25 protein-coding genes and 1 tRNA gene are annotated in these 23,862 nt (G+C 64.7%); 14 read left to right on the top strand and 12 right to left on the bottom strand.

Annotated elements, in window-relative coordinates:
• Positions 1–3: 3 nt before the first annotated feature.
• Entirely contained in the window at positions 4–381 is a 378-nt protein-coding gene (locus tag I6F20_RS14785; RefSeq protein WP_036009586.1) for a thiol-disulfide oxidoreductase DCC family protein, read from the top strand.
• A gap of 18 nt (positions 382–399) precedes the next feature.
• On the opposite strand, the gene I6F20_RS14780 is transcribed toward I6F20_RS14785, so the two are convergent.
• From I6F20_RS14780 to I6F20_RS14770, 3 genes are all read right to left on the bottom strand, one after another.
• On the bottom strand, positions 400–636 hold the full coding sequence (locus tag I6F20_RS14780) for a hypothetical protein (protein ID WP_036009587.1): 237 nt from the start codon (positions 634–636) through the stop codon (positions 400–402).
• Positions 637–1,109: 473 nt separating this feature from the next.
• A complete protein-coding gene (locus tag I6F20_RS14775) occupies positions 1,110–1,448 on the bottom strand; it encodes a hypothetical protein (protein ID WP_225126752.1) in 339 nt (112 codons plus the stop codon).
• Positions 1,449–1,464: 16 nt separating this feature from the next.
• Positions 1,465–1,971: a hypothetical protein gene (locus I6F20_RS14770; RefSeq protein ID WP_225126750.1), complete on the bottom strand. Its 507-nt coding sequence runs from the start codon at positions 1,969–1,971 to the stop codon at positions 1,465–1,467.
• Between the two features lie 171 nt (positions 1,972–2,142).
• Here I6F20_RS14770 and I6F20_RS14765 point away from each other — a divergent pair, with 171 nt between their 5' ends.
• The gene (locus I6F20_RS14765; RefSeq protein WP_036030385.1) at positions 2,143–2,949 is read left to right on the top strand and encodes a lytic murein transglycosylase; all 807 of its coding nucleotides are present in this window, start codon (positions 2,143–2,145) and stop codon (positions 2,947–2,949) included.
• Between the two features lie 146 nt (positions 2,950–3,095).
• On the opposite strand, the gene I6F20_RS14760 is transcribed toward I6F20_RS14765, so the two are convergent.
• Positions 3,096–3,932, bottom strand: a complete 837-nt coding sequence (locus tag I6F20_RS14760; RefSeq protein ID WP_225126748.1) for an SDR family NAD(P)-dependent oxidoreductase — start codon at positions 3,930–3,932, stop codon at positions 3,096–3,098.
• Between the two features lie 121 nt (positions 3,933–4,053).
• Here I6F20_RS14760 and I6F20_RS14755 point away from each other — a divergent pair, with 121 nt between their 5' ends.
• The 4 genes from I6F20_RS14755 to I6F20_RS14740 all read left to right on the top strand — a co-directional run bounded on the left by I6F20_RS14755 (position 4,054) and on the right by I6F20_RS14740 (position 7,648).
• Entirely contained in the window at positions 4,054–4,428 is a 375-nt protein-coding gene (locus I6F20_RS14755) for a response regulator (protein WP_225126746.1), read from the top strand.
• Positions 4,429–4,472: 44 nt separating this feature from the next.
• Positions 4,473–5,084 (top strand): LysE family translocator, encoded by a 612-nt coding sequence (locus I6F20_RS14750; RefSeq protein ID WP_225126744.1) that lies wholly within the window; start codon positions 4,473–4,475, stop codon positions 5,082–5,084.
• A 704-nt stretch (positions 5,085–5,788) separates the two neighbouring features.
• Positions 5,789–6,988, top strand: a complete 1,200-nt coding sequence (locus I6F20_RS14745) for a GGDEF domain-containing protein (RefSeq protein WP_225126742.1) — start codon at positions 5,789–5,791, stop codon at positions 6,986–6,988.
• Between the two features lie 33 nt (positions 6,989–7,021).
• On the top strand, positions 7,022–7,648 hold the full coding sequence (locus I6F20_RS14740) for a peptidoglycan recognition protein family protein (RefSeq protein ID WP_225126740.1): 627 nt from the start codon (positions 7,022–7,024) through the stop codon (positions 7,646–7,648).
• Positions 7,649–7,769: 121 nt separating this feature from the next.
• Here I6F20_RS14740 and rpoH read toward each other — a convergent pair whose 3' ends face one another.
• Both rpoH and I6F20_RS14730 read right to left on the bottom strand, forming a co-directional pair.
• A complete protein-coding gene (rpoH, locus tag I6F20_RS14735; RefSeq protein ID WP_036009602.1) occupies positions 7,770–8,669 on the bottom strand; it encodes an RNA polymerase sigma factor RpoH in 900 nt (299 codons plus the stop codon).
• 218 nt (positions 8,670–8,887) lie between these two features.
• Positions 8,888–9,895 carry an RluA family pseudouridine synthase gene (locus tag I6F20_RS14730; RefSeq protein ID WP_225126739.1) on the bottom strand — a complete coding sequence of 336 codons (1,008 nt, stop codon included), beginning with the start codon at positions 9,893–9,895 and terminating at the stop codon, positions 8,888–8,890.
• Between I6F20_RS14730 and I6F20_RS14725 the strand changes: the two genes are divergently transcribed.
• From I6F20_RS14725 to I6F20_RS14715, 3 genes are all read left to right on the top strand, one after another.
• On the top strand, positions 9,894–10,238 hold the full coding sequence (locus I6F20_RS14725; RefSeq protein WP_036009606.1) for a hypothetical protein: 345 nt from the start codon (positions 9,894–9,896) through the stop codon (positions 10,236–10,238). The genes I6F20_RS14730 and I6F20_RS14725 overlap by 2 nt on opposite strands.
• 56 nt (positions 10,239–10,294) lie before the next feature.
• Positions 10,295–10,369: transfer RNA gene (locus I6F20_RS14720), tRNA-Glu, on the top strand.
• Between the two features lie 117 nt (positions 10,370–10,486).
• Positions 10,487–12,304 carry a DEAD/DEAH box helicase gene (locus I6F20_RS14715; protein ID WP_225126737.1) on the top strand — a complete coding sequence of 606 codons (1,818 nt, stop codon included), beginning with the start codon at positions 10,487–10,489 and terminating at the stop codon, positions 12,302–12,304.
• 320 nt (positions 12,305–12,624) lie between these two features.
• On the opposite strand, the gene I6F20_RS14710 is transcribed toward I6F20_RS14715, so the two are convergent.
• The 3 genes from I6F20_RS14710 to I6F20_RS14700 form a co-directional block, all read right to left on the bottom strand.
• The gene (locus I6F20_RS14710) at positions 12,625–13,044 is read right to left on the bottom strand and encodes a CBS domain-containing protein (protein WP_036009620.1); all 420 of its coding nucleotides are present in this window, start codon (positions 13,042–13,044) and stop codon (positions 12,625–12,627) included.
• 179 nt (positions 13,045–13,223) lie between these two features.
• Positions 13,224–13,694: an aminoacyl-tRNA deacylase gene (locus I6F20_RS14705; protein ID WP_036009608.1), complete on the bottom strand. Its 471-nt coding sequence runs from the start codon at positions 13,692–13,694 to the stop codon at positions 13,224–13,226.
• A gap of 189 nt (positions 13,695–13,883) precedes the next feature.
• A complete protein-coding gene (locus I6F20_RS14700; protein WP_225126735.1) occupies positions 13,884–14,867 on the bottom strand; it encodes an alpha/beta hydrolase in 984 nt (327 codons plus the stop codon).
• Positions 14,868–16,272: 1,405 nt separating this feature from the next.
• Between I6F20_RS14700 and I6F20_RS14695 the strand changes: the two genes are divergently transcribed.
• The 3 genes from I6F20_RS14695 (at position 16,273) to I6F20_RS14685 (ending at position 19,717) form a co-directional block, all read left to right on the top strand.
• Positions 16,273–17,838 (top strand): amidohydrolase family protein, encoded by a 1,566-nt coding sequence (locus I6F20_RS14695; protein ID WP_275945381.1) that lies wholly within the window; start codon positions 16,273–16,275, stop codon positions 17,836–17,838.
• Between the two features lie 3 nt (positions 17,839–17,841).
• Positions 17,842–18,771: a CobW family GTP-binding protein gene (locus I6F20_RS14690; protein WP_225126734.1), complete on the top strand. Its 930-nt coding sequence runs from the start codon at positions 17,842–17,844 to the stop codon at positions 18,769–18,771.
• An 88-nt stretch (positions 18,772–18,859) separates the two neighbouring features.
• Positions 18,860–19,717 (top strand): urea carboxylase-associated family protein, encoded by an 858-nt coding sequence (locus I6F20_RS14685; RefSeq protein WP_518513057.1) that lies wholly within the window; start codon positions 18,860–18,862, stop codon positions 19,715–19,717.
• Between the two features lie 37 nt (positions 19,718–19,754).
• Here I6F20_RS14685 and I6F20_RS14680 read toward each other — a convergent pair whose 3' ends face one another.
• Complete coding sequence (locus tag I6F20_RS14680; protein WP_225126730.1) at positions 19,755–20,132, bottom strand: tautomerase family protein; 378 nt, start codon at positions 20,130–20,132, stop codon at positions 19,755–19,757.
• 158 nt (positions 20,133–20,290) lie between these two features.
• On the opposite strand from I6F20_RS14680, the gene I6F20_RS14675 reads away from it, so the two are divergent.
• The gene (locus I6F20_RS14675; protein WP_074447723.1) at positions 20,291–20,890 is read left to right on the top strand and encodes a TetR/AcrR family transcriptional regulator; all 600 of its coding nucleotides are present in this window, start codon (positions 20,291–20,293) and stop codon (positions 20,888–20,890) included.
• 3 nt (positions 20,891–20,893) lie between these two features.
• Here the strand turns inward: I6F20_RS14675 and I6F20_RS14670 are convergent, their stop codons facing one another.
• Together I6F20_RS14670 and I6F20_RS14665 are read right to left on the bottom strand one after the other, a co-directional pair.
• Positions 20,894–21,364, bottom strand: coding sequence for a hypothetical protein (locus I6F20_RS14670; RefSeq protein ID WP_225126728.1), 471 nt, complete (start codon positions 21,362–21,364; stop codon positions 20,894–20,896).
• A gap of 14 nt (positions 21,365–21,378) precedes the next feature.
• On the bottom strand, positions 21,379–21,879 hold the full coding sequence (locus I6F20_RS14665) for a hypothetical protein (protein WP_225126727.1): 501 nt from the start codon (positions 21,877–21,879) through the stop codon (positions 21,379–21,381).
• Positions 21,880–22,172: 293 nt separating this feature from the next.
• Here I6F20_RS14665 and I6F20_RS14660 point away from each other — a divergent pair, with 293 nt between their 5' ends.
• Complete coding sequence (locus I6F20_RS14660; RefSeq protein WP_225126726.1) at positions 22,173–23,855, top strand: methyl-accepting chemotaxis protein; 1,683 nt, start codon at positions 22,173–22,175, stop codon at positions 23,853–23,855.
• The last annotated feature ends 7 nt before the right edge of the window (positions 23,856–23,862 follow it).

Below are 23,862 nucleotides of genomic sequence, written 5' to 3'. Positions count from 1 at the left end.
TTGATGCCACCCCACCTCACCGTCTACTACAACACCCGCTGCCCCGTCTGCGACGCCGGCATTGACTGGCAGCGCAACAAGCTGCTGGCGCTGGTGCGCGCGGGCACCGTCGAGTTCAGGGACATCAACGAGCAGCCTGATGCACTGGCGCACTTTGGCGCTTCGCTCGACGACATCAGGCGGCGCCTACACGCGACGGATGAGGCCGGGCGGCTCGTCGTCGGCGCTGATGTCGCGATTGCGCTGTGGCGGTTGACGCCGGGGCAGGGGTGGCTTGCGGTGCTGTTCGGCAATCGCGTGGCGCTGCCGATCACGCGGTTTGCCTATGACCGGTTTGCCGATCTGCTATTTGCCTGGAATAAATGGAGCGGGCGCTGGTGAACGCCCCGCTGTGCCCGCCTACTTCTTCTTCGCTCCCACCCGCTCGATCCGCTTGATCTCCAGCGCCGGGCGGCCGCTCTTTTCCGCGATCTCGCGGTCCTGTTCCATGATGAAGTTGCGGGCGGGTTCGTCGCCGTCGAGGCCGCCGAGCAGTTCGGAAGGGACGCGGCGGTTGGAGCGTTGGGAATCGTCTTCGTAGACGACGTTGAAGAAGGCGAATTCGCCTTTGGGGTTGGTTCCGGGTTTTTTGGCCATGGCGGCTTGTCCTCGATCAGGACGCCGCAGTCAAATGACTTTCGGGATTGTGACCTTCGCGATCGTCGCCACGCCCTTCAATAAACGGCGGGCCGAAGCCCGCCGTTTATCTTTTCAGCGTCGCCCGGGGCTGGCAGGGCGACAACCTAAAATAGAAGGCTATAGAAGGCGCGCCGCGATGGCAAGGTAAATCGTCGCGCGACGATGTCGCAGCAGGCGCATCAGATATGCAGCTAATGGATATCGCGATTTCCCACAATTTCGAAAATCAGATGCTTTGGATTCTCGAAGTACTTTGTTCATCTTGCTGCGCTCTCGGAAGGCAACGAGAGCGCGCGGGCGTCAGCGTCTGGAGTCTTGCGATGTTGGCACCATGGAAAAATCGCAAAGATCACATCAAGACTTCTACTGTGCATGGGGTTGTTTTTGCGGTTTTGTTTCGGCGCCGCCGCGCACGCTTCGCGCTGCGCGCCTCAATCTCGCCGGCGGTGCACCACCTCCTGCACGGCGAGCCGCAATCCCCGTCCGCCGCCTTTATCGCTACGCTCCTTGCGTCCCTGCGCCATGATCGCGCTGCCCATCGCGGCCGAGCCGAAGGTGATGAGGAAGGAAGCGAGCAGCAGCACGAGCGCAATGGCAGGTGCGCGGTCGGCGAAGATCAGCTCGCGCAGATGCCCGGGATTGAGCCAGAGCAGGCCGCCGACCAATAGCACGGCGGCGCAGGCGCCGATCGCGAGATTGATGGCGAGCAGGCGAAATAGCGGGATGCGGAGGAGCGAGCGGGTTGATGGAGGCTGCTGGCGATTGGGCATGGCGATGACGTTCCCCTCACGCCGCCGGCGCGGCGCGCGCGGCCTGCTGTCGCTCCATCATGGTCTGCCACAACGTCGCGATGCTCTGTTGCGTCTGCGGCGCGATCAGGCAATGGCCCTCATTGTCGAAGCCGCAGAACCGCACGGAAGCGTCCTTCTTCACCTCGGTTAGCGCCTGGTTGATCATCTCGAGACACGTCATGACCTCGCTGACGTCCGAAAGGCGCGTGTGATGCAGGAGGTCCATCAGGCGGAACGTCATCACCGCGGGGCGGCCGAAGCTGATACCGGGGCGGCCGAGCTCGAACAGTACGTTCACGGCCGGAAGCACGCCGCGGATGTGCTCGAGCACGCCGGCCATGTCTTCCACGCTGCAGGCGACGAGGTGGGGGACTTGCGGCGGCGTGGCCGCCGGCGTCCGTGGCGCAAGGCCGAGCGCGGCGATCACCTCCTGCTCGATCCATTGCCGCACCGGGGCGGGCGCATTGCGGATCTGCTCGGCGGTCAAGGTAATTCCGGTCATGTGCGGCTCTCCTGCTCGGTCCAGTCTAGAAAGCATGGCGTGAGACGGTTTGATGCGGATCAAGCCTTGCTTCGAGCCTTGTCTTCGAGCCTTGCGCTTTGACGCTCGTGGCGTTCCCGGGCATGATCCTCAGCGCTGCTTCGCGCTGGGATTCTTGGGGGATTGCTCCACATGCTGAGACTGCTTCTCGCTGCCGCCTTTGTCGTGTCTCTGGCCGGCGGGTCGGCGCAGGCCGCCCGCTGCGGCGGCGACTTCAACAGTTTTGTCGCCAGCATGGCGCAGGAGGCTCAGGCCGCCGGCGTCTCGGCTGGCGTGACCAATGCGGCGCTCGGCGGCGTGACGCCCGACCCTGCGGTTCTCGCCTTCGACCGGCGCCAGCGCTACACCTTCAACAAGACCTTCGAGCAGTACGTCTCGACCCGGGTCGGCCCCGGCCGCGTCAATGGCGGGCGCGCGATGCTGCAGCGGCATGCCGCGCTGCTGTCGCGCATCGAGCAGAAGTTCGGCGTGCCCCGCTATATCCTGGTCGCGATCTGGGGGCTGGAGAGCGATTTCGGCAAGGGCGACACCGGCAAGCTGCCGGTGGTCCGCACGCTGGCGACGCTCGCGCATGATTGCCGCCGCACCGATCTGTTCCAGGGCGAGCTGCTCGCCGCGCTCAAGATCGTGCAGCGCGGCGACCTGCAGCTGCGCGACATGATCGGCGCCTATGCCGGCGAGATCGGCCAGACCCAGTTCCTGCCATCGTCCTACATCAAGTACGGCGTCGATTTCGACGGCGACGGCCATGTCGATCTCCGCCACAGCATCCCCGACGTGCTCGCCTCGACCGCGAACCTCCTGCACACGAGCGGCTTCAAGATGGGCCAGCCTTATGGCGAGGGAACGCCGAACTTCGAGGCGATGCGCGAGTGGAACAGGGCGGTGGTGTACCGCAAGACCATCGGCTATTTCGCCGATCGGCTGATGGGGCAGTGACCACATCATCGGTGTCATCACCCGCGAAGGCGGGTGATCCAGTATTCCAGAGACGGCGCGGCTAGAGCCGAGAAGCCACGGCGTACTGGATTCCCCGCCTTCGCGGGGAATGACAGCGGTGGGTGTGGAGGACGTTGCGCTCCTGGCTACTTTTCTATCCCCTTCGCCATCTTCTCCAGCCGCCGCTGCAGCGGCGCCCAATAGGTTCCCGGGCGGAAGCGCTGCAGCAGGTCCATGAAGCGGGCGTCGTTGCCGATCAGGATGCGCGGCTCGTTCCGCTCGATGCCCCTGATGATGCGCAGTGCCGCGTCCTTCGGCGAGGTCTTCGCCGCGTTCTCGAACCGTTCGATCGATTGCGCGCGGCGGGCATTGTCGGTGACGCCGACGCCGGTGCGGGCGTTGCGCGCGATCGCGGTGGCGATGCCGCCGGGATGCACGACCGACATCTTCACCGAGCTGCCCGCGACGCTGAGCTCGTGCCGCACGCTCTCCGAGAAGCCGCGCACTGCGAACTTCGCCGCGGCATAGGCCGATTGGCCCGGCGGGGCGATGATGCCGAAGATCGAGGAGAGGTTGACGATGTGGGCCTCGCTCATCGTCTTCAGGTGCGGCAGGAAGGCGCGTGTGCCGTGCACCACGCCCCAGAAATTGATGTCGAACAGCCAGTCCATCTGGGCCTGGTCGATCTCTTCGAATGTGCCCATCAGCGCAACGCCGGCATTGTTGACGACGATGCCGAGGGAAGGATGCGCGGCGATGGCCTCGCTCGCGAACTGCGCGATGTCGCCGGCCTCGCCGACGTCGACGCGGTGCAGGCTGACCTTGCGCGTTGTTCCGATCTCCGCCGCGAGCGCCTTCAATCCACCCTCGTCGCGATCGGCCAGTGCGAGGTCGCAGCCGCGTTGCGCGAACTCGATCGCCAGCGCCCGGCCGATGCCGCTCGCGGCTCCCGTGATGGCGGCGGCGCCCCGAATCGTCGTCATGAGTTCCCCCGTCAAGTCCCCGATGATGGAACTATGAATTACTTTTTTTTGAAATGAAACCGAACCCACGTCCGCCTGGGTTTTTAACATCCGTTATGAGGGCATGCATTGGGAGCCGCCGATGGGACAAGCGACGCCATTACGCGCGACAGCGCTGATCGTTGAAGACGACGCCATGCAGCGGGAGATGCTTTGCGTCCTCCTGGAGGAGAGCGGCTACGAGGTCATCCAGTGCGAAAGCGCCGAGGCCGCCGAGCGCGTGCTCGACAAGAACGCCGGCGCGCTCTGTCTGATGCTGACCGACGTCCAGCTGGCCGGCCGCATGAACGGCGTCGAGCTCGCGCATGTCGCCAAGGACCGCAATCCGAAGCTCGACGTCGTCGTCACCTCGGGCCGGCCCTTGAAGCAGGCCCTGCCCGACGGCGCCAAGTTCTGGGCCAAGCCCTGGGCGCCGCTCGACGTGCTGCGCGAGGCCGAGATCGCTCAGCTGTCCTGACGCGCCCGCTTTCTCGCAGCGCGCTGCGGTGATAAGGTCGGCCCATGACCTGGTCCTTCCTGCTCACCTCGCTCATCGTCGTCGCTTCCCCCGGCACCGGCGTGCTCTACACGCTCGCTTCGGCGCTGACCCGCGGTTCGCGCGCCAGCGTGGCGGCCGCCTTCGGCTGCACGCTCGGCATCGTGCCGCACATGGCGGCGGCGATGCTCGGTCTTGCCGCCGTGCTCCACACCAGCGCGCTCGCCTTCGCCGCGCTGAAATGGTGCGGCGTCGCCTATCTGCTCTACATGTCCTGGCAGGCGCTGCGCGAGACCGGGGCGCTGGCGGTTGGCGGCGACATCCGCGAGCGGTCGAGCAGCCGCGTCATCGTCACCGGCTTCCTGATCAACATCCTCAATCCAAAACTGTCGATCTTCTTCCTCGCCTTCCTGCCGCAATTCGTCGCGGCGGACGAGGCCCATGTGCTGGCGCGCATGCTGGAATTGAGCGGCGCCTTCATGGTGATGACCTTCGCGGTGTTCGTCCTCTACGGCCTCTGCGCCGCCGCGGTGCGCGAGCGCGTCATCTCCCGCCCGGCCGTCATGGCCTGGCTGCGCCGCTCCTTCGCCGCCGGCTTCGCCGCGCTCGGCGCCAAGCTGGCATTGTCGGAAAGGTAGCTTCTTCGTTACCTCTCGAAAGGTCTCGTCATGCCGGGGCTTGTCCCGGGCATCCACGCTCTTCGGACTGTGCGGCAAGGCGTGGATGGCCGGGACAAGCCCGGCCATGACGCTGTTAGAGCGGGTACACTTCGAACTCTCGCACAATAAAAAAGCGGGCCTTGCGCCCGCCACCTTCGATCGACCCGACGCCCGGGCGGAGCTCACTCCACCCGGGCAAAGAAACAGAAGCCTCGTTACTTCTTCTTCGCCTTCTTGGCCTTTTTCGCCTTCTTCTTCGCCGCCTTCTTCGCTTTCTTAGCCATAGTATCCTCTCAAGGGTTAATGGTGGAACGCGACACGAGGGTGCTCGGCGGAGGGCCAGCCTCGCAACATCCTCGACGACAAACTCAGCAGATTCGGAGCCGGCTGCCCCGCGTCGTCACATCCGTGTCATCCTGTTATCCACAGCTCAGATGCACTTTCGGGTGATTTTTGGCGCGAATCCGCTCCACGCGTCAGGCCATCGGGCGCGACAGCCTTAATGATCCGGCAATAGCCGCGTGCCGTTCATGAATCCAAAACCAAGGGCGCGTTTTCGCGAGCCGCAGTGAGACTCCATTAAGCGCAACCATCGCATTGTCTTCCGCAAGAAAACGGGGATGGGTCATGGACGGACGGCTGCCGGGATCGGGGGGCGGGACGCTGCGCGTGCTGTACGCGTCATGCTGAACGTACCGACATTGTGGACGGTCTTCGTCGTCAACTTCCTGGCGCTCGGCGTGATCTGGGCCTACGTGACGCGTTCCTATCCGAATTTCGCGGCTGCGCGGTTCTGGATGGCATCGGCCTTCGTCGGTGCCGCCGGCGCGATGACGGCCTTGATCCGTCTGTTCGTCGCCTCTCCCCTGCCGCTGCTGCTCGGCGCCGGCGGTGTCATCGCTGCGAGCTGCCTTGCCGCCATGGGAATTCAGCGCTTCTACGACCGGCCGGTCTCGTGGCGCCTGATGACCGCGACAGGGTGCTTGAGCCTTGTCGGCGTCGTGCTCTTCATGGTCGGATTCGAGCACATGCAATTGCGCATGCTGAGCTACACGTTCGGTCAGGCCCTGCCGCTGGTGCTGGCGCTGCGTCTGTTGTTGTCGCCGGAAGGCCGCGTCAGTCCGGGCGCCAAGCTGTCCGGCATCGTCATCCTCAGCATCATCGCGATCCTGCTCGTGCGCACCGTGGGCAATCTGCTCGGCTACGATCTCTCGGCGCGCGCCGGCGGCCAGGCCCATGCGATCATGGTGCTCGGGCTGCTGTTCCTGTCGATGACGCTCAATTTCGGTTTCCTGCTGATGGCGATGGACCGGTTGCGGGGCGAGGTTGCCGACCTCGCGTTGCTCGACGATCTCACCGGCGTTGCCAACCGGCGGCATCTCTTGCAGCGCCTGACCGAGGAATGCGCCCGTTCGGGGCGCAGCGGTGAGCCGTTCTCGCTGCTGCTGATCGACCTCGACGGCTTCAAGACCATCAACGACACCCATGGCCATGCCGCCGGCGATGCCTGCCTCAAGCACTTCACCCTGATGGCGCAGACGCGCCTGCGGCCCGGCGACATGCTCGCCCGCACCGGTGGCGACGAGTTCTGCATCGTGCTGCCGTCCTCGTCGCTGCGCGAGGCTGCCGCGATCGCCCGCCGCGTGCTTGAGGTCTGCCGGCAGGATGCCGTCAGCTGCAGCGGCCGCGACATTCCGATCGCGATCTCGATCGGGGTTGCGGAGTGGGATCGCGGCATCGGGGAATTCCCGGACCGCCTGATGGCCAATGCCGACCATGCCCTCTATGCCGCCAAGAAGAACGGCAAGAACGATTTTGCGGTCTATGACCCCACCCCGCCGTTATCGCCCGAGTCTGTCGGGACGGTGAGGACATTCGCGTAAAGCCTGTTAGGCTTGGGTCGCATTGGACCCTGCATGATGATATTTCGCCTGCTCGCGGCCGTGTTGGCCGCTCTCCTTCCGATCGTCCCCGCAGCGGCCACGGATGCCGAGCTCGCCAGGCTCGCGCGCGCCTCCGGCACGCCCGACATCCCCGGCTTGAAGATCGTCTGGCTGGCGCCGTGGGGCGACCTCGCTAGCGCAAGATCCTGGCGCAACATCATCGTGCACCAGACCGAGGGACCGGCGGGCTCGGCCCGCGGCGGCGCGCAGGCGCAGGCGAAGAACCCGACGCGGCGCGGCGTCACGGTCTGGGTCGAGACCGACGGCACGGTCTATTGGGCGGTCGCCGAGAACCTCGTGCCGACCCACGGCGACGGCGCCAACCGCAACGACAACAAGTACATCGACAACCGTCCGACCTACCGCCAGGTGGTGCGCGACAATTCGATCGGCGTCGAGTTCGCCGGCAATTATCCCGACGTGACGGCGGGGCCGACCGAGGCACAGGTCGCGGCGTGGAGGATCCTCGTGAAAGTGCTGCGCGCGCGCTACGACATCCCGCTCGAGCGGGTCTACGCGCACAACTGGATCGACTACAAGGACGCCCGCTATTGCGAAGGCTGCACGCTCGCGACGATGGCAAGGCAATGGGGGGAGTAGGCGGTGTGCCCACACGCACCGCTATCGGGCGCAGTTCGCATCACACCAACAAAAAAGCCGGCGTTGCCGCCGGCTTTTCGTCTCTTTCGATCCGCCAATCTCTGGCGCTGAGCCGCCGCGCTTAATGCGCGGCTTCCAGCGCGGCCTGTTCGGCCTTTGCGATCGTGCCCTTGACCGCGGACTGCACCTTCTCGAAGGCGCGGACCTCGATCTGGCGGACGCGCTCGCGCGACACGCCGAACTCGGCAGCAAGGTCTTCCAGCGTCATCGGCTCATCGGCGAGGCGGCGGGCCTCGAAGATGCGGCGTTCGCGCGGGTTGAGCACGCCCATGGCGCCGTTCAGCGCGTCACGGCGGTGATCATACTCCTCGTGCTCCGCCATCATGGCTTCCTGGTTGGGCGTGTTGTCGACCAGCCAGTCCTGCCATTCGCCGGCTTCGCCATCGTCGCGGATCGGTGCGTTGAGTGACGCATCGCCGCCGAGGCGGCGGTTCATGTCGATCACGTCCTGATCGGTGACGCCGAGGCGCTTGGCGATCAACTTGACCTGGTCGGGGCGGAGATCGCCTTCGTCCAGCGCGTTGATCTTGCTCTTCGCCTTGCGCAGGTTGAAGAACAGCTTCTTCTGGTTCGCGGTGGTGCCCATCTTCACGAGCGACCACGAACGGAGGATGTACTCTTGAATCGACGCCTTGATCCACCACATGGCGTAGGTGGCGAGACGGAATCCCTTCTCGGGTTCGAATCGCTTCACCGCCTGCATCAGGCCGACATTGCCTTCCGAGACGACCTCGGAGATCGGCAGGCCGTAGCCGCGATAGCCCATGGCGATCTTGGCCACGAGGCGGAGATGGCTGGTGACGAGTTGGTGTGCCGCGTCGCGATCGTCATGCTCACGCCAACGCTTGGCGAGCATGTACTCCTCCTGCGGTTCCAGCATCGGGAATTTGCGGATCTCGGCGAGGTAGCGAGAAAGGCCGGATTCTCCATTGAGGACCGGCAAAGCAGCGGTACGGGCCATAGTGCGCCCTCCAAAAGGTTCAGGCCCCCGATAGCGGCGGGCCAGGCAGACGACCGCTGTGTTAAAGCCGGCCGTAGCTGCGATGTTCCGCGTTGGTCATTTCAACGCAGACGCAATATACCCCATCGGGGGTCAAAAAGGGAAGGATTGCTGACGTCACGTCCCCGTGTGGCAGCTATAACTTTTTGTAATGTAAAGGCTTTCTGAAGCGGCCTGCGTCATAGCGCCGCCTTGAGCGCACGTTCCAGGAGAAGCAAATCCTCCGGCAAAGGCGCCTCCCAGTGCAGTAATTCTCCCGTCCTCGGGTGCTCCAATACCAGCAGGTAAGCATGTAAGGCCTGCCGCCCCAGCGCCGCCAAAGCTGCCTGCGACTCGGGGCCGAGCTGGTTGGCCTTGGTCTTGAAATGCGGGCCATAGACGGCATCGCCCATCAGCGGGTGGCCGATATGGGCGAGATGGACGCGGATCTGATGGGTGCGGCCGGTCTCGAGCTCGCAGGCGAGCAGGGCGGCGACGCCCTTGCCGTCGCGTCCATGAAAGCTCTCCAGGATTTCCCAATGCGTCACCGCCTCGCGGCCACCCTGGCGCACGGCCATCTTCTCGCGTGCATGCGGATGCCGGTCGATCGGCGCATCGACGGTGCCGCGGTGCCAGTTCGGCACGCCCCAGGCGAATGCCATGTAGCCGCGCCGCATCGCGCCGGTGCGGCCGTGATCGGCGAATTGCGCCGTCAATGAAGCGTGGGCGAGATCGTTCTTGGCAACCACCATTAGCCCCGTCGTGTCCTTGTCGAGCCGGTGCACGATCCCGGGCCGGCGCACTCCGCCGATGCCGGAGAGCGAGGCGCCGCAATGGGCGATCAGCGCATTCACCAAGGTGCCGGTCTCGTGGCCGGCCGCGGGGTGCACGACGAGGCCCTTGGGCTTGTTGAGGACGACGATGTCGTCGTCCTCGAACACGATATCGAGGGCGATGTCCTCCCCCTTGGGCTCGGCGGGCGCCGCTTCCGGCACGTCGATTATGATCGTATCGCCGGATGCGACGTGATAAGCGGGGTCGCGGACCGCGGAGGCCTTCAGGTGCACTGCGCCCGCCAGGATCAGGGCTTTCAGCCTCGATCGCGACAGCTCCGGCAGGCGCGCCGCCAGCACGCGGTCGAGCCGGGCCGAGCCCTCGGAGCCTTCGACCACAACCTCCAACCTTTGCGCTGACCCAGGGCTTTCCATGACGACGTCTGATACCGCTGTTCCCGAACCGACCCCCGAGCAGGCCGCGCTGTTCGCGCGGGTGCGGCGGATGATGCTGATCGCGGGGTTGACCACGGCGCTGGCGTTCTGCGCCGTGCTGATCGCGGTGGGCTACCGCCTTTTCAAGTCTGAGGGAAGGGCGGTCGAAGCGGCAAGCGATGTCACTGCCACCCTGCCCAAGGGCGCCAGAATCGTCTCGACCGGGGTCGCCGGCGACCGCCTCGTAGTGACGCTGGATCTCGGCGGAATCATCGAGATCCGCACCTTCGATGCCCATACCCTGAAGTCGGCCGGACGGCTGAAATTCGCCAATGAGCCGTAAAAGCCCCTCGGGGTCCTTGCGGCGGACAAATTTCGAGGCTATTGGCTAGCCCTCACGCTCCCTTCGTCTAGCGGTTAGGACGCGGCCCTCTCAAGGCTGAAACAGGGGTTCGATTCCCCTAGGGAGCGCCAGCTGATCCTAAGCCATTGAAAACCTGCACACTCTAGGCGACCATGTCAGCCTGGAGAGACCGCCCTGTTGCACTTTGCCTCACAAGGTGGTCCGCAAATGGTGCTCGCGGTCGTGACATGGCTATCCTGATCCCGAGTCTCGGCTTCGCGCGCTTCGACAGCCGTGGTGAGCTACGACTGGCGGAACGATTGAAGGACTTCCTCGAGGAGAACGCCGTCGTTTGGCACAACCTGCCTGTCGGGCCTCGCAACCGGCATCCGGACTTCATCATCATTCATCCCGCGAACGGCCTGCTCGTGCTCGAGGTGAAGGATTGGCGCCTGGAGACGATCGTGTCGGCCGACAAGACGAAGGTCGAACTGCTGACAAGTCGTGGTGTGGTGCGGGAAAGCAATCCGCTGGAGCAGGCTCGCAAATATACATTCGAGGTCGTGCGCACGCTGGAGCGCGACGGGCAATTGTTGTTTCCGGCGGGACATCGCCTCGCGGGCCGGTCCATCGTTCCGTTCGGCTTCGGGGCCGTGTTCACTAACATCACCCGCAAGCAGTTCGATCAGACCGATCTCAAGGAGGTGTTCTCCGGGCATCTCTGCCTGTTCAAGGACGAGATGACCGAGGGCGCGGACCCCGAGGAATTCCGGTCGAAATTGTGGCGCATGGTTCATCCGCGTCTCGAAGAGCCGCTGTCCATGCCGCAATTCGACCGCCTGCGCGCGCTGCTGTTTCCGGAGGTTCGGATACGACAGATTGCCCTGCCTTTGGACGATGCGCCTCGCGCCGATTCTTCGGATCGGACGCTCGCGGTCATGGACCTTCATCAGGAGCAGTTCGCGCGCAGCCTGGGCGAGGGGCATCGCATCATTCGCGGCGTCGCCGGATCGGGCAAGACCCTGATCCTCGCTTTTCGCGCCGAGTATCTGGCACGTGCGGCGGCAAAGCCGGTGCTGATCCTGTGTTACGCCAACGGCATCGCCGGCCGGCTTGAAGATGCCATGCAGAGCAGGGGCGTCGAGGACCGCGTTCAGGTTCTCACCTTCCACTCGTGGTGCTACCGGATGCTGCGGACGTACGGGATTACCGCCCCATCCGAGCGAGACTATCCGGACTACGCGGAGCGCCTGGCTGCGAGCGTTTCAGAGGTCGTGAAGGCGGTCGATCACGGCCATATCCCGGCGGAGCAGTACGACGCGGTCCTGATCGACGAGGCGCACGACTTCGAACCGCAATGGCTCGCGCTTGCGGCCAAGATGGTGAACCCGCGCACCAAGGCGCTGATGGTCGTCTACGACGATATCCAGGCTATCTATAAGGGGCGTGAACGGCCGGTCTGGAGCCAGCTCGGCATTGAAGCAAAGGGCAGAACGACCGTACTGAAGGTGAACTATCGCAACACCGCCCAAATCGTTGCCTTCGCGAGACGCTTCGCCGCGGACGTCATCGGCGCTCCCGGCATCACGGCCGACGACGAGCACGCCATCCTGCTGCCCGAAGATGCGGGTCGGCAGGGACTGGAGCCGGATGTGCGGCGGTGCGTGAGCATCGAGGCGGAAGCTCACTGCGTTGCCGAGTGGTTTCTCGACCGTAAGAAAGCCGGCTACGAGTGGTCGCAGATGGCGTGTCTCTACCCGGAGCACTGGATCGGCGGACGGGTTGCGCAGATTCTCGCCGGGCATGGTGCGCCGATCGACATCGCCAAGGACAATCGCAACCGGGTTTCGGTCAAGCGGGTCGCCGTGCGATTCCTGAGCATGCACAGCGCGAAAGGGCTGGAGTTTCCCTGCGTCGCCATCGCCGGCTTGGGCCTGCTCGGCCGCCACGGCGAGACCGTCGAGGAATGTGTCCGGCTGACCTATGTCGGGGTGACCCGGGCAACTCACGAGGCGCTCCTGACGTATTCGAGCGAGTCGGCATTGGTGCAGCGCTTGATCGCGTAGCCCGACGCCGCGCAGGCGCTCTTTCACGCGGTAGTGCAGTCGATCGAGCGGAGGATCGCCCGCTGCACGTCCGCATTCGAAAGAAACACATCGTGGTAGGTTGCGCGTCGCAGCGTCATCGATGATGACGTGATCGAGTGAACGGGCCTTGCATCCGTTCCGGCGCAACTTGCATTCACTCCGGCGCAAAATGAGCCGCATCGCGTCGTCGCTTCTGCGCCGCGCGATAGTTGCACCACGAGCGCATGACTCGGGCTCCCCCTCAACCCTATTCGGGGGGATCGCGAGAGGAGCCGTGGCCATACGTTTTGGCGGTAACTTCAGTGATGCGCCGAAACGCTTCTGACGGTCTCGGTGAGCATGTCACCCGATGAGGAATGGCTGACGTCACCCAGGCTGATGATGCCGACCATCCGCTTGCTCTTGTTGATCACCGGCAGCCTGCGGACCTGCAGCTTCTCCATATGATGCATCGCCTTGGCGAGGTCATCGTCCTCGCGGCAGCAATGGATGCCCTCGGTCATCACGTCACGTGCCGTCGCGCGGCCGGCATCGAAGCTGTGGCTCGCGAGTCCTTTGCAGACGATGTCGCGGTCGGTCACCATTCCGACCAGCTTGTCATCCTCGCCAATCGGAATGCAGCCGATGTCATGTGCCCGCATCAGTTTGGCAATCTCGGTGATTGGGGTGTCGGGGCTGACCCAGTCGACACCCTTGTGCATCACGTCTTTGACTTTCATGGCGAGCCTCCGTTCGTGGGTTTCAAGTGCGTTGATGCAATGCAGCGGCACCCCCATCTTCCGAACTCCGACCAGACAAAGCGCAGACACTTTCGCCACCCTGCGGAACGGTATGACGGCGAACTTGCGGCTAGAGTTCCCGCCCAGGGCCGCAAGGACAATGGGCGGCGCACAGGTCCTCAGTCATGCGCGCTGAAGCGGCCGTGTGGTGCGTTGGCCGTCAGGCGCGCAAACTGCGCGTGACCCATGTGAAGCAGCGTCTCATGATCGCCGGCTTCCATATAGATGTCCGGCTGTGCCTCGAGGCTGTCGTCGACGATGATATCCAATCCGTAGCATTTGCCGACGGCAGGAACTGCACCGTGTGCACAGTCGCTGAACAGCCGATTGATCTCGGTTTCATTGGCCATGTGGACATTGTCGCCGAGGCTTGTCCTCAGGTCCGACAGGCGGAGGTGATGCGATGCGGGCAAGACGGCCAGCATGTATCCGCCGTCGCGCCGCAACACGATGCCCTTGGCGAGGCGATCGCCGGAGATATGGCATGCCTGCGCCGTTCGGGCGGACGTCATGCTGAGTTCGTGCGGGATCACCTCGTACTGGATGTTCTCAGCGGCGAGGTATTTCTGGAGGGTGGGAGCAATGGCCATGGCATCACCTCCGATGCGGAATGGAAACCATCCACCGTGAGGCGATCCTGCAGACTCTCGCCATTCGATGGGCGGCTGCCTGACTAGCTACCCAACATAGGTCTTCCATCCGCAAGCTGCAATGCAATTCCCCTCGGAGCCGCAACGGGTGTGGGCAGGAGCAGGCTTTTCGCGTGGCTCGGCGCTCTCCTACGCCGTCGTGCCGTCGATCGAGCGGCGGATCACCCGCTGCACTTCCGTATTAGACAGGAACAAATCGTGGTTGATGATGCCCCAGCCTTCCTGGGAGGCATCGACCACGCGCACACCGAGCCCTGCGATGGCGGCCTTCTCGGCCGCGCCGACGCGGGTCATGCCGCCGGCGAGCTGCCCCGACAGCGCCAGTGCACGATCGTTGGTCGAGGCGATCACCGTGATCTTGCCGGCGAGAGGGCCGATGCGCTGGATCGCCGACGAGAACACGTCCATGTCGATGTCGGGCGCGGCAAACACCACCGCGCCAATCTTGCTCGTCACCGTGTCGCCGTATCTCCCATGGAGCTGGCGCAGGCTTTCGAGGGTCAGCATGGTTCCCATGCTGTGGGCGACGATGTGCACGCGCCCCGCCCCCGGCGCCGACACCAGCGCAGAGAGCACGCGCTCGAAATTATCGCGCGACCACATCGCGCTGTCGCGGTCATAGGCGTAGTCGAACAGTCCTGCCTTGGAAGGCCAGGAGAACGCCATGGTCCGGCCGCGGAACTTGATCCCATCGGAAAGGTGGGCTGCATCCAGCACCGCCGTCTCGAATGTCTGCTTGAAACCGTGCACATAGATCAGCACGTCCCCGCCGCCGGCCTGCGCAGCGAGATCGCCGGCGTCGGCCGGGACCGGCTCGATCCGGTCGAGACGCCAGTTCTCGAGTCCGACCGAGGCGAGGGAAAGTCGGCTCTCGTCCGGCGCCGTCAGCTTCGCCCGCGCGACCGTCATGCTTGCGGCACGCTCCGGCCCGAACCAGGGTTTTGCGCGAGCACCGTTCACGGGCTTGCGCGTGGTGACGACAAGCAATGTCGGGTCGACGGAGAGCGAGGAGGCGTCGTAGCGCGCGCCGGTCGCACCGAGGCCAGCGCATCCGCCAAGCGCCAGCGCGCTACCCGTCGACAGGAGACCGCCGATGAGAGCGCGGCGCGACATGGAATGATTTGTTTGGAGAAGACGTCGGCCTATCACTGGGAACCCATGGGAACTTTGCCCCCGACAGCATCGCCCCATCTGCTCTCTGAATGACAATGGGGGCGAGATCGCGGCGGAGCCGCCTCGCGCATGTCGTGGCCTTCAAGTGAATGGCGGGTCAGTCGGTGATCTCGATTGCCTGGATCTCGCACCATTCGCGCAATGCCCGCTCCCTCGCTTTGTTGCGGTAGTCATGCCAAGCATCGATCGCTCCCCGTCGGGAGAGCAGGCCCTTGAACTTCTGATAGGCGCCACGTTTGCTGAAATATAGCGAACGTCGTCCAGATCGTTCGGCAGGAACTCGCGGACGAAGGCAATCACGAGAGGCTTGCCGAGGTCGAGGTCTCGTGAGTTCGGGATCTGCAAGTATTTGGTCTCGTCCTCGATATCGTCAGGCAGTTCGTCGTCCTCGAGCTCTGGAGGTCGTCCTGATCGAACTGGTAGTAGATCTTTCTTGTCTGCCTGCAGACGAAGGTGCGGCACTCCACAACGCCGCTGATGTCGGCGAACTCAAAAGCCTGGAGGATGTCTCCGAATTTCACGCGCATTGGACACCTTGCCAATGGACCGACGCCGCAATGTCTGCAATCGGCCCGAACAGTATAAGCGGATCGTCCTTCGAGGCAATGAACCCTCGCCGTGTCCAGAAGGCAACTGCCCCGGCGTCGACGGCAGAACACACCGATCCGCTGTCAACCCCTCCCGCCAAAAATATTCCACTTTACCGAAATTCGGATTTGTCGTATGTATCGGCCATTCCAGCCCACCAAGGGGCGGTCGTACGTCGTTTCGAGCGCGGGCTGGAAGTTGCGGTGGACGCGGGCGGCGTTAAAGGCGGAGCTTGCGCGTGCAGGGCGAGATGAACCTCGTGAGCATGCGGGACCCGCGAAGACGAACGGCGCCCCTGCGTACGGCGAAACGGTGTGGTCCTGGCCGTCGTTGCTACGGTCAAGCCTTGGCGAAGACGTCATCGCGTCAACCGGCGCGGTGCCGTGACTTTTGCGGAGGCGAGGGAGGCCACAAGGAACTCGGCTCCCGGGAGAGCGCGGCATAGGCCGTCAAACCATCGCGCAGGGAAGGCCTGGTTTCGGCTGCCCTGTGTCTCCCCTGTGCACTGCGTGTGCATTCGTTCAGCGCAGGGGTCTTATGGGTGCCAGCTGGCGCCCGGTCTTCCCTGCGCCCTTTCCTTGAGGGGTGTGTGAAGCGGAGCATAGCTCGGGCGGATCAAGCCGCGAGAACGCGAGGGTATGCCGATTGGATCGGCGGATTGACGCAGCGGCATTGTTGGGCTCCGGTCCGATACACTTCTTGCAAGCATGCTGCATCGGCATCAGTGGTGGTGGTCGTTCTCACGAGAATATGCACTATGCGCGCCGATGCGCCTCCGAAGCTGCTGCCGGGCCTTCGGAAATTCTGGCAATTTGCTTTTCGGAGTGACGAGATGAGCGGTTTGGTGGTCTCTGGCGGCCGGGTGGTGGATCCCGCGAGCGGGATGGACGCCGTTGGGGATGTGGCGGTCGTGGACGGCAAGATCGCCGCCGTCGGCACGGGCCTCGGCGGCGCCGAGCGGGTGATCGACGCCACCGGCCTCGTTGTGGCGCCCGGCTTCATCGATCTGCATGCCCATGGCCAGTCGATCCCGGCCGATCGCATGCAGGCGTTCGACGGCGTCACGACCACCCTCGATCTCGAGGCCGGCGTGCTGCCGGTCGGGTCCTGGTATGAGCGCCAGGCGCGAAAGGGCCGCGTGCTGAATTATGGCGCGGCCACCAACTGGGCCTTTGCCCGCATCGGCGCGATGACGGGCTCCAACGCGGAGAGCTCGCTGGAAGCGTTCGGCAACGCCATGCGCGACCGCCGCTGGATGGACAATGTCGCAACCGATGCGGAGGTCTCGGGCATTCTCGAGCGTCTGGCCCGCGGCCTCAACGAAGGCGGTATCGGCATCGGCATCCTCAACGCCTATGCGCCCGGCGCCGGCGTGCAGGAGCTGACCGCAGTGTGCCAGCTGGCCGCGAAGCAGGACGTCCCCACCTTCACCCATGTCGCCTTCATGTCGCGCATCGATCCCGAGAGCGCAGTGGAAGCCTATATCCGCCTGATCGGCTATGCCGGCGCCACCGGCGCGCACATGCACATCTGCCATTTCAACTCGTCGAGCAAGACCGACGTCGAGCGTTGCCGCGTGCTGATCGAGAAGGCGCAAGGACAGGGCCTGCCGATCACGGTCGAGGCTTATCCTTACGGCACCGGCTCGACCGTACTGGCCGCGGCCTTCTTCAGTGATCCCCAGTTCGTCGAGCGCAACGGCACCGGTTACGATTCCGTGCAGCGCGTCACCGACGGCTACCGCTTCCACGACCGCGAGGAGCTCTTGAAGGCGCAGGCCGAGGAGCCGTCCTCGCTGGTGCTCTGGCACATTCTCGACACCGAGAACAATGCGCACCACCGCGACCTGCTCGATATGTCGGTGCTGTATCCCGGCGGGGCGATCGCCTCCGACGCGATGCCGTGGACGCTGTCGGACGGCTCAACCTACACCGGTGATGCCTGGCCGCTGCCGGATGATGCGACCTCGCATCCGCGCTCGGCCGGCTGCTTCACGAAGTTCATCCGTGAATGGGTGCGCGAGCGTAAAGCCGTGTCGTTGCTGGAAGGCGTGCGCAAATGCGCGCTGATCCCGGCGGAGATCCTCTCGCAGAGCACGCCGGCGATGCGGAGCAAGGGCCGGCTCGCCAAGGACGCGGATGCTGACATCGTCGTGTTCGACTACGAGAAGCTCTCGGACCGTGCGACCTTCACCGCGATGAACCGGCCCTCTGAGGGCGTCCGGCATCTTGTCGTCAGCGGCCAGGTGCTGATCAGCGACGGCATGCTCGATGTGACCGCGCGGCCGGGCAGGCCCGTGCGCCGCCCAATCGTCGAGGGCTGATCCATGGCGGTCCCCATTCTCCTGGTGACGGGCTTCTTGGGGGCCGGCAAGACCACGGTCGTCAACCATCTGCTGGCGCATGCGGAGGGGCGGCGGATCGCTGCCGTCGTCAACGATTTCGGCGCCATCAACATCGATGCGGAGCTGATCGCGGGTGCGAGCGACGGCGTGGTCAGCCTTGCCAATGGCTGCATCTGCTGCTCGCTCGAGGGCGATCTGCTCCGCACGCTTTGGACGCTGCTGCGGCGTGATCCCAAGCCCGATTGTATCGTCATCGAGACCAGTGGCGTTGCCGATCCCGCCGACATCGTGCGCAACCTAATGGACCCCGTGATCCTGCGCGAGGCGCAGCTGGAGACGGTGCTTTGCGTGTTGGACGCAGGGACACCGCCTTCGGCTCTGGACGACGCGCTGATGCGGTCGCAGCTGCGCGTCGCCGATATCGTGGCATTGAGCAAGCTGGATCTGGTGGGCGCGGGCGCGGGGGTGCGGATGCGTGACGCCATTCGCGCCCAGCGCGTGCCCGCGGTGGTGGTCGAGGCACAGCACGGCGAGATTCCGCCCGCGCTGCTGTTTCCCGCCGGTGCCGACCGCGCTCCGGCGCCGCGCGAGGTGGGACCGAAACGGCCGGCGGAGGAGCGCTTCGAGGCACTGAGCTGGACCTCGGATAAGCCGGTCTCGCTGCCGCGCCTGCAGCAGGCCATCAGCCGCCTTGCACCGAAGCTGGCGCGCGCCAAGGGCCTGTTCGAGACGCTCGAGCAGCCCGGCCGCACGATGGTGTTTCAGTTCGCCGCCGGCCGCGCGACCCTGGCGCCTGGCGATGCGCCGACACCGGGCGCGGCGCGGACGCGCATCGTCTTCATTGCCGAGCTTGGCATGCTCTCGAAGGCGGAGCTCGATGAAGTCATGGAGGCGTGCGTTGCCGGCGGCTGAGGTGAGGGGGTAGGGTCAACCGCTTCCGCCATTAGCCACCACCTCTCCTCTTGCCGAGTCGATCCGAGGCCGAACTATGCCGCCAAATATGCCACTCGCCCCCGCTGATGCCGCCTCGCGCCGCGCTGCCAAGCCGGCCATCGTCTATCCGGCCGGGACGATGCCCGGGCCGGATATGGCTACGCTCGAAGCAGCCCGCCGTGCTGCGGTCAAGACGCACGAGCTTGTCGTGCCGCCGCGCGATGCCCGTGCCTTTCGCGTGGCGCGCGGCCAGTTCTTCCGCATCGTCAGCATCGAAGGCCCTCAGGTCGGCGACCTCAATATCTGGAACGCGGACGATCTCTCCGAGCGCTTCTTCAGCGGCAAGACGCGGGCGCTCCATGGCACGCATGTCGGCATCGGTGACCGGCTCTGGAGCAATATGCCCTATCTTCGGCCGATGGCGACCATCAGCCACGATACGCTCGGCTGGTACGGCTTCGACGCCGACGGCGCCGGCATTCACGATGTGATTGGCACGCGCTGCGATCCCTATACAAATCTCCTGCTGAACGGCACGGCCTACGATTTTTGCTGCCACTCCAACCTGTCCCGCGCCCTCGCCATCGAATTGAAGGCGAATCCGGCCGCAGTGGAGCATCATGTCCACGACGTGCTCAACGTCTTCATGTGCACCGGCTTCACCAGGGACACGCACCAATATTTCATGAAGGCAAGTCCGGTCCGCCCCGGCGACTTCATCGAGCTCTTCGCGGAGATCGACCTGCTCGGCGCGCTGTCGGCCTGTCCGGGTGGAGACTGCAGCGCAACCCATTCCAGCGATGCCGCGGCATGCCATCCGCTCAAGATCGAAATCTTCGAGCCGGATCGAACGGCCCTGAAAGGCTGGACCTGGCCTACCCCGAGCGCGTATCACCGTCACCACGGTGCGCATGCAGGACGCTGAATCTCAGTCTTCGACCGGCAATCCGTCGCCGTGCACCTCACGCGAACTGCGCGATGCCGTGACCGACGGACCAGTTCTCCTTGGGCGCGTCGAGCACGTTGACGAACACGTCCTCGGGCCTGATCCCCGGGTTCTCGCCGAGCAGGTCGGCGATCCGGCGATACAGCGCCTTCTTCTGCTCGGCCGTGCGCGAGGCGAACACGGTGATCTGGATCAGCAGGGCGTCTTCGCTGCGCTCGACGCCGTAGGCATTGCCGCAGCGGAAGTTGGCCGGCTCATGCTCGGTGATGGCCATGAACGCATCGCCTTCGGGCACGTTCAGGGCGTCGCGCATCGCGCGGTAAAGTCCGTCCAGAATCGCCTGCCGGTAGCTTTGCGGCTTACCGGCGCGCATCGAAATGTGGAGGAGAGGCATCACGCGGCCCTTTGCATGCGGCCCCGGCCGACACGGCGATGTGAACGCCGCCGGCTCGGCCAATTGAGAAAAACGGACTATCAATCTTGATCAGTTTTTGACACGATGTCGAGAAAGCATGTTCTTGACGTCATGTCAAATACTTTGCGGAGCCAAGCTTGAGACCGCGCGAGTTCGATCATGACGAGGTTCTGCGCATCGCGTTCGACCAGTTCTGGCGCAAGGGCGTGCGCGGCACCTCGCTGTCCGACATTGCGCGCGATGCGGCGGTCCAGCGCGGGAGTCTCTACAATGCCTTCGGCAGCAAGGAGGCGCTATTCCTGCAGGCCTATGAACGCTACGCGGGGGATTATCTCGCCAAGCTGCAAAAGGCGCTCGGGGCAGGTTCCTTGCGCAAGCGCCTCACCGCGTTCTTCGATCTGACCATCACCAATTTCCGCTCGGGCACACCGCCGCGCGGCTGTCCGACGACGCGCGGGCTGATGGAGCTCGGCGGCGCCGAAGGCGAGGGGCTCGACGACAACGCGCGCCAGGCTTTTGCGAACCTGATCTCGCGCATCACCGCACTGCTTCAGGACACGTTGGCCGCTGGCGCGGCGCGGGGCGAGTTCGACGGCAATCCCGCGGCTGCGGCGCTGCACATCGTCACCGTGACGCGCGGCCTCGCCGTGCTCGAGCGTGCCTTCGGTGACGAGCCCCAATTGCGCAAGATCGCCGCGCACACGATCGATCTCGTGCTCGGCAGGAATGGCGGATAGGTGTCAGCACAGGGCGAGCGCGTTGACCGCGCGTGTCGCAGCATCCTCCCTGCCGGATCCAACGACCTGGCCAACGGTGGATTCGAGCTCGCCCGGCTGCTTGCGGCGCGCGACCGCCAGCAGTCGCATCAATTCCGCCTCGTCCTTGGAAAGCCGCCTGCAGGACGGCGGCATGAAGCACAGTTCGCAGGGCCGCTCCTTGCGCAGGATCCTGACGAGCGCGGCCGCGCGCGCGACCAGCAGCGGGCTGTCGGCAATGCCGGGCGCTTCCTCGGCAAAGCGATAGGCCGCTTCCCAGCAATCCGATGCGCCGGTCGCATAGGCCGCTCCGATGAAGCGGAGCAGCGCCAGCGCGAGGCGGGAAAAATCATCGTAGCTGTCGATGTCCGGCCGGGTCGCAAGCGCGGCCTCGAGTGGACAGAGCAGCGGCTCACCAGCGTCCGACGTCGGCTCGGAATCGCAACTGGCCCGCATCGTGAACGATCTCGTCAATGCAACGTCGCGCTGCCCACGAACCAGCTCTTCATCGCCAACATCCCGTCATGCTCGACAGGCTGCACGTGCCGGTCGGGCAGGACGAGGCCGGCCATGCGGAAGATCGTCGCAAGCCCCAGGAGCGGCGCGAGCGCCCAATCGGCGCCGATCGGCGGCAGCCAGCGCTCGAACTGCTCGCGCGCGACATCGACGCGGTCCTGCTGGGCCGCGGCAATCGCGCGCAAGATTCCGCGCTCGCTGTCGGACATGCGCGGACAGGTGGGGCAGTGCACTTCGATCGCGGTATGCGCGGTGCAGGCAAAGATCTCGATGATGGAATCCAGCGACAGCACGGCATCGCCGACGCGAAAATGGTCGTACACCTGCTGGATATCGGCCGCCGTCGGGACGGCGCTTCCGCTACGCGCCTTCGCCCGAAATCCCCAGATGAAGAGACGCTCCGCTGCGCTCAGCGCAGGAAGATCGACGGGCCTGGTGTATGTCGATCGATGCATTGTGCTTCTGGCCTCCGGCTGCGCTCACGCCAGCGCTGGCGCGGATGATCTGCGCCGATCGTTCTGCCAGAGAGCTCTCCAAGTCAACGCGCGGAGAGGCGATGTCGAGGTGTTCTAGATTGGAAGAATTCGTATCTCGGGTGAGGTCGGTCTCGCTTGTCTCGTGGGCCATACGAGCGTGCCGGCATCGCTTCCCGCGAAACTCCGGGGTTCGGGAACCCGAATGCTTAAAGCTTTGCTAAGAGACGCGGGATAATCTGGCATATCAGCCCTTCCAATTCCTGTGAGCACCGATGATTTTCTCCCGCATCAGTTTCAAGCTGGTCCTGATTGTCGGCATCAGCCTCCTCGGCATGATCGCGTTGGCGCCGGTCGCCCTCTCGACCCTGCGCACGCAGATGGTCGCCGACCGTCAGGCCAAGACGCAGCAGATGGTCGATGTTGGCTACGGCATCCTGGCGCACTACCAGAAGCTCGAGAGCGAAGGAAAGCTCTCGCGCGAGCAGGCGCAGGCCGGCGCGATGGCCGAGATCAAGAGTCTGCGCTACGACAGGGTCGAGTATTTCTGGATCAACGACATGACCCCCAAGATGGTCATGCATCCGATCAGGCCCGAGCTTGACGGCAAGGATCTCTCCGGGATGAAGGATCCCGCCGGCAATGCGCTGTTCATGGGCTTCGTTGACGTCGTCAACAAGCAGGGTGCGGGCTTCTACGGCTACCTCTGGCCGAAGCCCGGCTTCGACCAGCCGGTCGGGAAAATCTCCTATGTGAAGGGCTTTGCGCCCTGGGGCTGGATCATCGGCACCGGCATCTATCTGGACGACGTCGATGCCGCCTTCCGCCAGAACGCGATGACCTTCGCCTATATTTGTCTCGCTGTGCTGGTCGTGGTGCTCGGCGCCTCCTTCCTGATCGGCCGCAGCGTCACCCGGCCGCTGGCCCGGATCACCGCGCTGACCAAGCGCCTTGCCGCCGGCGACAGCGCCTTCGACGTGCCCTACACCCACCGCCGCGACGAGGTCGGCGGCCTCGCCAAGGCGCTCGCCGTGTTCAAGGACAATGCATCGGCGGTGAGCCGGATGCATGCCGAGCAGCAGGAGCTGAAGCAGAAGGCCGACGAGGAGAAGCGCAAGACCATGACCGATCTCGCCGGCAAGTTCGAGGCGAGCGTCCAGGCCGTCGTTCGCGACGTCTTCGACGAGGCCCGCGCGATGCAGCAGGCGGCGCAGGGCATGTCGGAAACCGCGAACAAGGCGAGTGACCGTGCGAGCTTCGTCGCCACCGCGTGTCAACAGGCCTCGAGCAACGTGCAGACGGTGGCCTCCGCCGCCGGCGAATTATCGGCCTCGATCGCCGAGATCAGTCAGCGCGTGGCACAGGCCGCGACGGTCGCCGACAAGGCCGCCGCCGACGGCCAGCGCACCAACGACACCGTGCAGGGCCTTGCCGCCGCCGCGCACAAGATCGGCGAGGTCATCGACCTCATCAACCAGATCGCCTCGCAGACCAATCTGCTCGCGCTCAACGCCACCATCGAGGCGGCGCGCGCGGGCGAGGCCGGCAAGGGCTTTGCGGTGGTCGCGAGCGAAGTGAAGTCGCTGGCGAGTCAGACCGCGAAGGCGACCGACGAGATCGGCGCGCAGATCACCGCGATCCAGGCCGAGACCAATCAGGTCGTCGGCAACATCGAGAGCATCCGCGCCACCATCATGGAGGTCAACGAGATCTCCTCGTCGATCGCCGCCGCGGTCGAGGAGCAGGGCGCCGCGACGAAGGCGATCGCGCACAGCGTGCAGGAGGCGGCCTCCGGCACCGACCAGGTCTCGCACAACATCTCCGGCGTCACCGACGCGACGGCCGAGACCGGACAGGCCGCCGGCCTCGTACTGCAATCGAGCGGCCGGCTGACGCACAAGCTGCAATCGCTGCAGGACGAGGTCAGCGCCTTCGTTGCGGGCGTGCGGGCGGCTTAGTATAACG

Source organism: Bradyrhizobium sp. IC3123 (assembly GCF_020193625.1).
Lineage (GTDB): Bacteria > Pseudomonadota > Alphaproteobacteria > Rhizobiales > Xanthobacteraceae > Bradyrhizobium > Bradyrhizobium yuanmingense.
The sequence above is the reverse complement of the archived record's forward strand: the minus strand, read 5'-3'. Positions and strand labels throughout refer to the sequence as shown.